Genomic DNA, 10,969 nt, shown 5'->3' with positions numbered 1-10,969 from the left:
ATGCGCAGTTCCTCGAGCCCTTCCATCGAGAGGTTCTGCGCCTCGTCGAAGACCAGCACGACGCGCCGGCCGGCGGCATACTCGGCCACGAGGAAATCCTGCAACGTCTGGAAGAGCTGCACGTAGCTCGCCGAGGGCTCGATCGCGACGCCGAGCGCGTTGAGGATCCATTGCAGCAGTTCGCCGCGACCGCCCTGCGCGTTCGAGATCAGCCCGACCGTCAGGTGCTCGTCGAGCTTTTTCAGAAGCTCCTGCACGAGCGTCGTCTTGCCCGAGCCGACCTCGCCGGTCAAAAGCGTGATCGGGACCTGCGCCATGATGCCGTATTCCAGCACCGAAAACCCGTCACGGTGCTGCGATGACCAGAAGAGGTAGCCCGGATCGGGCGTCAGCGTGAAGGGCCGCTCTGTCAGGCCGAAGAAGCGTGCGTAAAGTGCGTAGTCCTTCATGTAGGAGCGCTTGCCTTCCCGTTCCGCGCCCGAAGCGCGAGCGTGCGTCGAACCATCCACTGTCTGTCACCATATAAGTACGTGCTGGGCAATATGCTCGTCCGAAAACCTCCGGCGCGCGCGGCTCTTCGACGCCGATGGCTGACGGAAAATTCGGGCGCGGGCGTGGCGATTCGATAGTCATTCGGCGACCACATCGCCCGATTCGCCCCATTCGTCACGCCCGCTCAACAATGCGGCGGACGAGGACATCGTTGCAGAAGCGCAAACCGATTGTTTCGGAAGCGGTTTTTGTCACTTTTTATCAATATTTTACGGAAATCCCTTGCCCTCCCGGCGGCGGCGGGGCCGGGGCGCGGCGGCGATTTCCCTTACCCGGTCTCCACGGCGCTTGGTAGATTTGCAGGAAGATGGCACAATTGCGGCGGAATGTTGGTATTGATGGTGCAGTCGGGTCGGCGGCAGGCTGCCGCACGCGTCGGCCCGCGCCCGAAAGGGCGTAGGCAAATGTTCGGGGGGAACGAGTGACCACCGTATTCAAGAGTTTCGACGCGGCGGCGCGGTATGGCGCCGCGCCCGTCGACCAGAAAGTGCGTCGCGGCCCGTACCGGGCCTGGGGCAAGCGCGTCCTAGACGTGATCCTGACGCTCGCGCTGGCGCCGGTCGCGCTGCCGCTCATCGCCGTCTCGGCGCTGCTTGCGATGCTGGACGGCGGCGCGCCGTTCTACCGCCAGTCGCGCGTGGGGCGCCGGGGACGCGTCTTCAGCATCGTCAAGATCCGCACCATGGTGCCCGGGGCCGACCGCGTGCTCGACGCCCATCTCGACGCCAACCCGGCGGCGCGGCGCGAGTGGGATCGCGACCAGAAGCTCCACGACGACCCGCGCGTCACGCGCATCGGCGCGCTCCTGCGCAAGACCTCGCTCGACGAGTTGCCGCAGCTCTGGAACGTTCTGACGGGCGACATGTCGCTCGTCGGACCGCGCCCGATCATGGACGACCAGCGCGACCTCTACCCGGGGCTCGCCTATTACGACCTGCGCCCGGGCATCACCGGGCCCTGGCAGGTCTCCGAGCGCAACGCCTGCAGCTTCGCCGAGCGCGCGGAGTTCGACGACACCTATCACCGCACGCTGTCGCTCGGCACCGATCTCGGGATCCTTGTGCGCACCGCCGGGGTTGTCCTACGGTGTACCGGGAAGTAACCCGGTCGCCCGGCCTCCCGACACCCTCCGCGTCGACCAACAAGGGGATATGAGATGTTTCGTCGTGCCGCACTCGTGGCCGTCCTGTGCCTGTCCACGCTCTCCCTGACCGCCTGCAAGACCACCGAAGAGAAGATCGCTGAGCATTACGAAAACGCCGTGGCGCTCCACGCGGAGGGTGACGACGCCCGCGCCCTCGTGGAATTGCGCAACGTCTTCAAGCTCGACGGCCGCCACAAGGAGGCGCGGCTGCTCGTGGCCGACATCGAGGAGGCGCGCGGCAACCTGCAGAGCGCCTACGGCAACTACCTGCGCCTCGTCGAGCAATACCCCGAGAACCTCGAGGGCCGGCGCGCGCTCGCCCGCCTCGCGCTCGAGGTGAACAACTGGGACGAGGTCGAGCGCCACGGACAGGTGGCCATCGACCTCGCGCCCGAGGACCTGCTGGTCCGCGCGATCAAGGCCAACCTCGACTACCGCGCGGCGCTGCTGGAGGGCACCGACGCGGATCGCGTGGCCGCCCTCGAGGCGGCGCGCGCGGTGGTCGAGGCCGACGCCGACGCGCCGCTCGCCCGGCGCCTTCTCATCGACGATCTCGTGCGCCGCGAGGACTGGGAGGGCGCGCTCGCGGAAATCGACGCGGCCATCGCGCAGGACCCCCTCGACCGCCGCCTCTACACCATCCGCCTCGGCGCGCTCGAACAGCGCGGGCGCGAGGCGGAGGTGGAGGCGCAACTCCGCGAGATGCTGGACCTCTTCCCCGAGGACGCCTCGATCGGCCAGATGCTGGTGCGCTGGTACNGCGCGAGGCGGAGGTGGAGGCGCAACTCCGCGAGATGCTGGACCTCTTCCCCGAGGACGCCTCGATCGGCCAGATGCTGGTGCGCTGGTACGTCTCCCGCCAGCGCCTCGACGAGGCCGAAGCCTATCTGCGGAGCCGGATGGAGGCCGAGGAGACCGGCGTCGAGGCGCGCACGCAGTTCGTCAACTTCCTGGTGCAGCTGCGCGGCGTGGAGGCCGCGCTCGACGCGCTCGACGCGCTGGTGGCGGAGGCGGAGACGACCGAGAGCGCGGCGCTCTTCCGCTCGATGCGCGCCACGCTGCGCTTCGACACCGGAGACCGCCAGGCCGGGATCTCCGAACTCGAGGACATCCTCGCCGAGGCCGAGCCCTCCGACCAGACACGGCAGATCAAGGTCGCGCTCGCGCGGATGTATCTGGCCACCGACAACGCGGTGGGCGCGCGCGTCCTCGTCGAGGAGGTGCTCGCCGAGGACAGCACCGAGGTCGACGCGCTCAAGCTCAAGGCCGAGTGGCTCATCGAGGACGACAAGGTGGGCGACGCGCTGGTGGACCTGCGCCGCGCGCTCGACCAGGCGCCGCGCGATCCGGGCATCGCGACGCTGATGGCCCGGGCGCATCAGCGCGCGGGCGACCGCGACCTGATGGGCGAGATGCTGTCGAACGCCGTGGCCTATTCCGGAAGCGCGCCGGCCGAGGCCGTCCGCTACGCCACCTTCCTCATCGAGGAGGGCGATCTCCTGCCCGCCGAGGACGTGCTGAGAGAGGCGCTGCGGCTTCAGCCCGAGAACCTCGGGCTTCTGAGGACGCTGGGCGACGTCTACGCGCGGATGGCCGACTGGCCCCGCCTCGAAAGCGCGATCGCCGCGCTCGAACGCATCGGCACCCCCGCGGCGCGCGGGATCGCCAACGATCTCACCGCCCGGCTGCTGGCCGGCCAGAACCGCACCGAGGAACTCGACTCCTTCCTCGAAGGCCTGGCCCAGGGCGGGCCCGAAGGGCTCAACGCCGAGCTTGCCCTCATCCGCCGGCGCATCGCCGAGGGCGACCTCGAGGGCGCGCGCACCTTCCTCGACGAGGCGCTGGCCAAGCGTCCCGACAGCCCCGCCCTGCGCTTCGTCGAGGCCGGGCTTCTGGTGAGCGAGGGCGACGTCGACGCGGCGAAGGTGGCGTTCCAGGCTCTCGTCGCGGAAGACCCGCAGCGGGAATACGCCTGGCTCGCCCTCATCCGGCTGCATGCCACCACCGGCGACCAGGCGGCCGCGGACGCCGCGCTCGAGGAGGCGCTCGACGCGTTGCCAGAGGCGGCGAACCTGCTCTGGACCCGTGCCGGCCAGCTCGAGGCGGCCGGCGACATCGCCGGCGCCATCGAGATCTACGAGCGCCTCTATGCCAGGAACAGCGAATCGGTCGTCGTCGCCAACAACCTGGCGAGCCTGATCTCGTCCTTCGACGACACACCCGAAAGCCTCGAGCGCGCCTATCGCATCGCCCGGCGGCTGCGCGGCACCGAGGTGCCGGCCTTCCAGGACACCTATGGCTGGATCGCCTTCCGGCTGGGCAATTACGAAGAGGCCGCCCAGTATCTGGAGCCGGCCGCCGCGGCGCTGCCCGACCAGCCGCTGGTGCGCTACCACCTGGCGGAGGTCCACGCCGCGCTCGGGCGCACCGACGCCGCGCTCGCCGAATACCGCGCCGCGCGCGCGCTGATCGAGGAGGACGGCGCCGCGCCGCCCTATCTCGACCGGCTGACCGCGCAGATCGAGGCGCTGGAAAATCCCGGCGACCCGGCGGCGGACGGCGCGGGAGCGCCCGACTGAGACCCCGCGCCCGAGTGGGCAAAGTTGCAGCACTCGCAGAAATTCGGGGGGCGAGGGATTCTCTTGAGCCCGTCGACTTGCCATGGTCGCCCCCGACAGGCGAATCCAATCGAGGCCCCGACATGCGCAGCACACTCCGTGTCCTCTTCCTTGCCCTCTCGGTGCTCGCGGGCGCCGCGGGCGCGGCGCTTGCCGCCGACGGCTACCAGCTTCGCCCCGGCGACGTCCTGCGCGTCGAGGTGCTGGAGGACCCGAGCCTCAACCGCGAGGTTCTGGTGCTCCCCGACGGCTCGATCGACTTTCCCCTCGTGGGCACCGTCGCCGCGCGCGGGCAGACCGTGGCGAGCGTGCGCCAGGCGCTGACGCGGGGCCTCGCAGACACCTTCGCGGCCGAACCGACGGTCTTCGTCGCCGTGCGCGCGCTCGCCGAACGCCCTGCCCGCGGGCCGGAACCCGAGGCGGAGACGATCGATGTCTACGCCCTGGGCGAGGTCGCCGAGCCCGGGCGCAAGGAGGTCACGCCGGGAACCACGATCCTGCAATTCCTCGCCGATGCCGGTGGCCTGACCCGCTTCGCGGCGGAAAAGCGGATCGAGTTGCGCCGCACCGACCGCGAGACCGGCGCGGTGCGCACCTATCTCTTCAGCTTCAGCGGCGCGGCCAACGGCCCGCGCATCGCCGGAAGCACGCGGCTCGCCCCCGGCGACGTGGTGATCGTGCCCTCGCGCCGCCTCTTCGAATAGGCCGGCCGCATGGCGCGCCGCCGATCGTCCCCGCGCGGCCTTGCGGCGGGGCTTTGCGCCGCCGGCAGCCTGCTCGGCGGCGCGGGCGCGCTTGCCCAGGAACCCGCGGAAAGCGGGCCGCGCCTGACCTTCGACCTCGACACGCGGCTCGGCGCGAACGACAACCTCGACCTTGTCGCCGACCCGCCCGGCACGGCCACCTATCTCGAGACCCGGCTCGGCCTCGGGCTGGTCAGCGAGACGCGGCTCTCGCGCCTCGAGCTGGACCTCGGCGCGGTCACCCGGACCGGCGACGCGCCGGGCGACGGCGATTTCAACGGGCTCGGTGAGGCCGATCTCCGCGTCGCGTATTCGCGCGAGGTGGCCACGAGCCGGCTCTCCTTCGACGGCCGCGTCGCCTACCGCGACCTAGACGTCTTCGATCCCTTCGACGACACGGTCGAACTGCCCGACGGCAGCGTGGTGACCGAAAAGGCAGGCCAGCGCCGCAGCGCCATGGCGGGGATCACCCTGGAGACCGGGCTCACCGCCCCGCTCGGGCTCGTGCTCGACCTGCGCCGCGAGGCGACCGAGTACACCGACACGACCGATCCCGACCTCTACGACACGCGCGAGACCCGCGCGTCCGTGGGCCTGCGCATGACGCTCACCCCCACTACCGAAGGGCTTCTGGAAGTCTCGCGCAGCCTCTACACCGCCGAGGACACGCTGCGCCGCGAGCGCGAGCGTCGCGCGGCGCGCTTCGACCTCACCCACGAGCTCTCGGGCGGAACGGTTCTCGAGGCGAGCCTCGGGGTCACCGACATCGACGAGATTGCCCGGGCGGGCGGCGCACCGCGCATCGAGGAGAACGGTTTCACCGGATCGCTCGGCCTCTCCCGCCCCCTGCCCCTCGGGAGCATCGGGATCTCCGCGGCCACCGCGCTCGAGACCACCGGGCGGCGCAACACGCTGAACCTCGAGCGGGTGATCGTGCGGCCGAACGCGGAGCTGAGGCTGGGCCTCGGCGTCAGCAGCGACGAGGACGGCGAGATCGAGCCCGTTGCCGATATCGCCTATGCGCTCGACCTGCCGACGGGCGCGCTCGAGGCCAGCCTGTCGCAGAGCGTCACGACGAGCGACGAGGACGAGGACCTGAGCCGCCTGCGCGCGAGCCTCAACTACGTCCACGACATCAACGCGCTCTCGCGCCTCTCGCTCGGCGCCGATTACGTCTCGGTGAGCGATCTCGGCGCCGGGAGCGCGGGCGACGAGGAACGCGCCACGCTGTCGGTGACCTACTCGCGCGACATCACGCGCGACTGGTCGCTCGACCTCGGCTACAGCCACGACCGCGAGGACACCGGCACGACCCGCGCCGCAAGCGGCAACCGCGTCTTCCTGGGCCTCAGCCGCAGCTTCACGATCCTGCCCTGAGCCACCGGAAACGCTGTGTTTCTGGCGCATTCGTGAGCGAAGAGGACTCCCTCCCCCAACGTTAATAGATTACTCTGCCGCGAAAGACATGTGCGTGGGTTGCGAGCGAGGGTCACGGTTTGACGACGACGAACGGCATGACGGCGACGCGGGTGGCGATGCCCTCGGTGAACCTGCCCGGACTGGCGTGGTTCACCCTGCTCGTGCTGGGCTCCCTGCCCCTCTTCTGGATCGGCTTCATCTCTCTCGGAGAGGCGTGGACGACGCCGGAATACAGCCACGGGCCCCTCATTCCGCTGATCTCGCTCTACCTCTTCCTGCGCGAGTTGCGCAACAGCCCGCCGCCGCCCGCCGTCGTCAACGACCGGTGGCCGGGCGTGCTGGTGATCGCGGCCGCACTTCTCGTGGCGCTCGTCGGCAACCTCGCCCGCGTGCCCGACATCGTGACCTACGGGATGATCCTCTGGGTCGGCGGCGTGGTGCTGACGAGCTTCGGCTGGTCGCGGGGCATCCGCCACCAGCTGCCGGTCTTCCACCTCATCCTGATGCTGCCCCTGCCCCAGATCCTCTACTGGAAGGCGAACCTCTTCCTGCAGGGGATCTCGTCGGTGATCGGGGTATGGATCGTCGATGTCATGGGCATCCCGGTCTACCTCGAGGGCAACGTCATCGACCTCGGCGTCTACAAGCTCCAGGTCGCGGAGGCCTGCTCGGGCCTGCGCTACCTTTTCCCGATCCTGAGCTTCTCCTACCTCTTCGCCATCCTCTACCGCGGCCCCTTCTGGCACCGCGCCGTGCTGCTGCTGGCCGCCGTGCCCGTGGCCGTGCTGATGAACTCGATCCGGATCGGCGTGATCGGCGTGCTCGTCAACGCCTACGGCATCGAGCAGGCCGAGGGCTTCATGCACATCTTCCAGGGATGGGTGATCTTCATGATCTCCATCGCCATCCTCTTCGGCATGGCGATCGGCCTTCAGCGCCTGACGCCCGAGCCGAAGAGCCTCGGAGAGATCATCGACCTCGACTTCAACGGGCTGGGCCCCATCGGACTGCGCATCCTCGGCATCCGCGCGTCGGTCGCGCTCGCCACCGGCGCGCTCCTGACCGTGATGGCCTCCGCCGCCTGGGTGTCCTATGGCGGGCTCGAGCCCGACCCCGTCGAGCGGCGCTCCTTCGCCCTCTTCCCGCTCCAGCTCGGCGCGTGGAGCGGTTCCGCCACGCGGCTCGACCCGGAGGTCGAGGAGGTTCTGGCCGCCTCGGACTACCTCGCCGCGATCTACGCCGCGCCGGGCCAGGCCGCGCCGGTCAGCCTCTTCTCCGCCTACTACGCCGAACAGAACCGCGGCGAGGGCATCCACCCCCCCGAGGCCTGCCTGCCCGGCGCGGGCTGGGAGATCGCCGAGTTCGGCCCCGCCACCGTCGACATGTCCGGCACGCCCTACGGCACCTTCGAGGTGAACCGCGCCATCATCGAGAAGGGCACGGAACGCCAGCTCGTCTATTACTGGTTCGAGGGCCGCGGCCGCCGCATGACCGATGACGTCGCCGCGAAACTCGCCGTGATCTACGACGGGATCACGAAGGGGCGCACGGACGGCGCGCTGGTGCGCTACGTCACGCCGATCCTCGACGAAGAGACGGTCGATGAGGCGGAGGCGAGGTTGAACGAAATGCTGGCGACCAGCCTCGGGCGTATGCCCGAGTTCGTGCCGGCGGAGTGAGGCCGGCCGCCTGAACACCTCACGCGTTCGAACCGGTCTCCGTGACACCCGCCTTGGCAACGGCATCCGGAATGGGCGGCGGCCTTTGGCCCTTGGGCTGATCGATCAGGGCCCTGCACAGGAACACGAAGCGCGCGCGCCAGTGGGCACCGCGGGCGCGGCCCGCCCTGGTCACGGAAATCGGCACGAACCACGCGGCCCGCAGCGCATCTCCCGCAAGCAGGAGGCCGGTGCCAACCCGCGCGACCCCCGCGCCGCGCGTCAGGCGCAGAAAGAGAATCTGGCTTTTGGCGGTTTCGACGGCGCTCCAGGGCGACACCCCGCCGGTGGAGCCGCCCCCGTAATGGATGATCCGCACATCGGGGTGATAATGGACCCGGTAGCCCGCCTTCCGGATCCGCCAGCACCACTCCGTCTCCTCGCTGTACATAAAGAAGCGGTCGTCGAGACCGCCGACCTCGTCGATCACGCGGCGCGGCACCATCATGAAGCAGCCGACGACGGCCTCAACATCGCAGATCTCGTCGAGGGAGAGGGAGCGGTACCGCCGATCGCCGAAGAACCGGCTTCGCCGTATCACGCTGAAAGGCAGGAACGCGCGCCAGAAGAGGTCGCGCAGCCTCGGATACCGGAAACAGGTCTGCTCGACATGGCCGTCACCGTCCTCGGATCTCGCGCCAAGCAGACCGACATGCTCGTTCTCGTCGAGATAGGCGACAGCTTTGGCAAGCGACCCGGGCTCAACCTCGGTGTCGGGATTGAGCACAAGAACATGACGTCCAACCGCCAGCGAGATCCCGACGTTGATGCCCCAAGCATATCCGCCGTTCGCGCCTGCCGCCAAGAGACGAACATCTGGCAGGGCAGCACAAATTTGGTCGACGCTGTCGTCCGTCGAAGCGTTGTCGACAACGATGACTTCACAAAGACGCTCGTGTTCGCCCGTTAGAATTGATCGCACGGCCCGAATCGTATCGCCCGCACAGTTGTAGTTCACGATCAGGACGGCAAGCACTGAAGCCTCTCTAACTCCTTCCTCGGAAAATCGCATAGTCAAACTCATATCAGTTCCATCTTGCAAAATCACGTCTTCAAATCTTCCGTCCAAGTACTAGGCGGTTACTTTGGGATGCGTCGATAGAGTAATCCGCGTTTGGAGTTAGTGCATGACGGGGTTGACTTCCTGTCCGACTTTTGACTGACAGAAGATGGTGTTTCCCGCCTGACTACGCGCAGGCCCAGACCAACTAAACGCTTGTTCCGCCACATGAGACGAAAGCTCCGCGCGACGCACGATTGCTTAACCTACGCCCATCGGCATAAACACAAAATGGGTTCCGGTCACCCCTTAAATGAAAGTTCAGTGTCAGGACAAGATCAGCGTGTTCGCCTCACGACGCGAACCTCCGCAGGATCGATCAAGCCTCGGCGCTTGAGCGCACCGTCTAAAGCTGATCTGTACTTGGCCTTGCAAATAGGGGATTCTGCCTGCTCTCGCATCCCAGCTTCCAGGCTGGCTTAACAAGACGAATCTTCATGGCGATTCCTTAGGCAGAACCACTTGATCGACTTGCAGAATTTCTGGCATCGTTTACAATGCAACGTAGCATAGACTTGAGGAATTTTTGGATGAACGAAGCTAGCAATTCGGCGCTTCCATGCAGCATTGTGATACCAGCTTATAATGCTGTCAAGTATGCCGAAAGTGCAGTGAAAAGCGCTCTTGAGCAGAATGGATTTAAAGCTGAAATCATCGTCGTGGATGACGGCTCCACCGATGGCACTGCCGAGTCCCTCATGCAGCTCGACAATGTAAGGCTTATCAGACAGGAAAACATGGGTAAATCAATTGCTCGGATGGAAGGCCTTCGTCACGCAACTTCGCGCTTTATTGTTTTTCTTGATGCTGACGATGAATTAGAGCCCAACGCTATTGCTGCACATGTCGCTGCAATGGATGCCGAGCCCGAGGCTGTCATGGTTTTTGGTTCGAATCGACTTATAAATGAAAGCGGTACATTTATAGGAATGAATTGTCAGACGCCGTTCATAAGTGAGTCTCCGGACTACATCGCCCGCTGTGTGACACCCTCACCGTCCCAATGCATGTATCGGAGACGCGCCCTTGATCTTGTTGGAGGTTTTGACGTCAGTTTAGAACATTGTGAAGATATTGATCTGAACATTAAAATGTCTAAAATTGGAAGGATTGTCTGTCACGGCGAATCTGTAGCACGATATCGACTGCACCCTGAGCAGGCAACGAAGCGACCCTCCAAAGTATGCAAGGCGCATTTATTTGTTCTCGAGCGGCATTTTGGACGTTTCGCGACATCTCCAGACTTGAAGACGCTGAAATCGTGTGAAAGGAAATGGCAGCGCTACTATGGTCAGTTTATTCCATCCGAAATTTTTCGGTATGTGGCCGGCCGGCGGTTTCGCGATGCTTCTTCTGCGTTCAGTGTTTTCTTTTCCTGCTTGCCCCAATCCTTTTTTGGTGCGGTTGCATTCGTCAAACGTCGTTTGACACATCGATAATCCCCAACCACCGGACATTCTTTTCCGGAAAAATCTTTTTTTGTTGGATCTGGATCGTTCACCGGATCTCGTCGACTTCTGATGTGCTACTGGTTGACGGTTCCGCCGGCACCGCTGCGCTTCGAGCCTGGCCAGACCCGAGAGATGCGCCTGGTGCCTTACTCCGGCGCGCAGCGCGTCTTTGAACTCAACGGGCAGGTAGTGGAACACTTTGAATGGGCTCTGTTGCACAAACCCCGTTAGGGATTCATCTTGTGAATCCAGCGTGGTAGCTGT

Annotated in this window: 9 protein-coding genes; 6 read left to right on the top strand and 3 right to left on the bottom strand. The window is 66.0% G+C overall.

Annotated features, from left to right (window positions below; genetic code table 11):
• Positions 1 to 449: ExeA family protein (locus tag AB6A65_RS16240; RefSeq protein ID WP_371039452.1), on the bottom strand; the 449-nt coding region annotated here is incomplete at its 3' end.
• Between the two features lie 524 nt (positions 450 to 973).
• Here AB6A65_RS16240 and AB6A65_RS16235 point away from each other — a divergent pair.
• Complete coding sequence (locus AB6A65_RS16235; protein WP_371039451.1) at positions 974 to 1,654, top strand: sugar transferase; 681 nt, start codon at positions 974 to 976, stop codon at positions 1,652 to 1,654.
• Here the strand turns inward: AB6A65_RS16235 and AB6A65_RS16230 are convergent.
• Entirely contained in the window at positions 1,634 to 2,389 is a 756-nt protein-coding gene (locus AB6A65_RS16230) for a hypothetical protein (protein WP_371039450.1), read from the bottom strand. The two genes, AB6A65_RS16235 and AB6A65_RS16230, sit on opposite strands and share 21 nt — an antisense overlap.
• An 80-nt stretch (positions 2,390 to 2,469) precedes the next feature.
• Here AB6A65_RS16230 and AB6A65_RS16225 point away from each other — a divergent pair, with 80 nt between their 5' ends.
• The 4 genes from AB6A65_RS16225 (at position 2,470) to xrtD (ending at position 8,155) form a co-directional block, all read left to right on the top strand.
• The gene (locus AB6A65_RS16225; RefSeq protein ID WP_371039449.1) at positions 2,470 to 4,275 is read left to right on the top strand and encodes a tetratricopeptide repeat protein; all 1,806 of its coding nucleotides are present in this window, start codon (positions 2,470 to 2,472) and stop codon (positions 4,273 to 4,275) included.
• Between the two features lie 122 nt (positions 4,276 to 4,397).
• Positions 4,398 to 5,018: a polysaccharide biosynthesis/export family protein gene (locus AB6A65_RS16220; protein ID WP_371039448.1), complete on the top strand. Its 621-nt coding sequence runs from the start codon at positions 4,398 to 4,400 to the stop codon at positions 5,016 to 5,018.
• A 9-nt stretch (positions 5,019 to 5,027) separates the two neighbouring features.
• Positions 5,028 to 6,434, top strand: coding sequence for a hypothetical protein (locus tag AB6A65_RS16215; RefSeq protein WP_371039447.1), 1,407 nt, complete (start codon positions 5,028 to 5,030; stop codon positions 6,432 to 6,434).
• Between the two features lie 119 nt (positions 6,435 to 6,553).
• A complete protein-coding gene (gene xrtD / locus AB6A65_RS16210) occupies positions 6,554 to 8,155 on the top strand; it encodes a VPLPA-CTERM-specific exosortase XrtD (RefSeq protein WP_371039446.1) in 1,602 nt (533 codons plus the stop codon).
• A gap of 19 nt (positions 8,156 to 8,174) precedes the next feature.
• Here xrtD and AB6A65_RS16205 read toward each other — a convergent pair whose 3' ends face one another.
• Positions 8,175 to 9,206: a glycosyltransferase family 2 protein gene (locus AB6A65_RS16205; RefSeq protein WP_371039445.1), complete on the bottom strand. Its 1,032-nt coding sequence runs from the start codon at positions 9,204 to 9,206 to the stop codon at positions 8,175 to 8,177.
• Between the two features lie 578 nt (positions 9,207 to 9,784).
• Here AB6A65_RS16205 and AB6A65_RS16200 point away from each other — a divergent pair.
• Positions 9,785 to 10,693, top strand: a complete 909-nt coding sequence (locus AB6A65_RS16200) for a glycosyltransferase family 2 protein (RefSeq protein ID WP_371039444.1) — start codon at positions 9,785 to 9,787, stop codon at positions 10,691 to 10,693.
• Positions 10,694 to 10,969 lie beyond the last annotated feature (276 nt).

It is taken from the genome of Rhodosalinus sp. FB01, assembly GCF_041365715.1.
GTDB lineage: Bacteria > Pseudomonadota > Alphaproteobacteria > Rhodobacterales > Rhodobacteraceae > Rhodosalinus.
This window is presented reverse-complemented; position numbering and strand designations above follow the sequence as displayed.

Coding starts and splice junctions, on each gene's coding strand:
- AB6A65_RS16220 (WP_371039448.1), top strand. CDS start 4,398: ATGCGCAGCACACTCCGTGTCCTCTTCCTTGCCCTCTCGGTGCTCGCG.
- AB6A65_RS16215 (WP_371039447.1), top strand. CDS start 5,028: ATGGCGCGCCGCCGATCGTCCCCGCGCGGCCTTGCGGCGGGGCTTTGC.
- AB6A65_RS16205 (WP_371039445.1), bottom strand. CDS start 9,206: ATGCGATTTTCCGAGGAAGGAGTTAGAGAGGCTTCAGTGCTTGCCGTC.
- AB6A65_RS16200 (WP_371039444.1), top strand. CDS start 9,785: ATGAACGAAGCTAGCAATTCGGCGCTTCCATGCAGCATTGTGATACCA.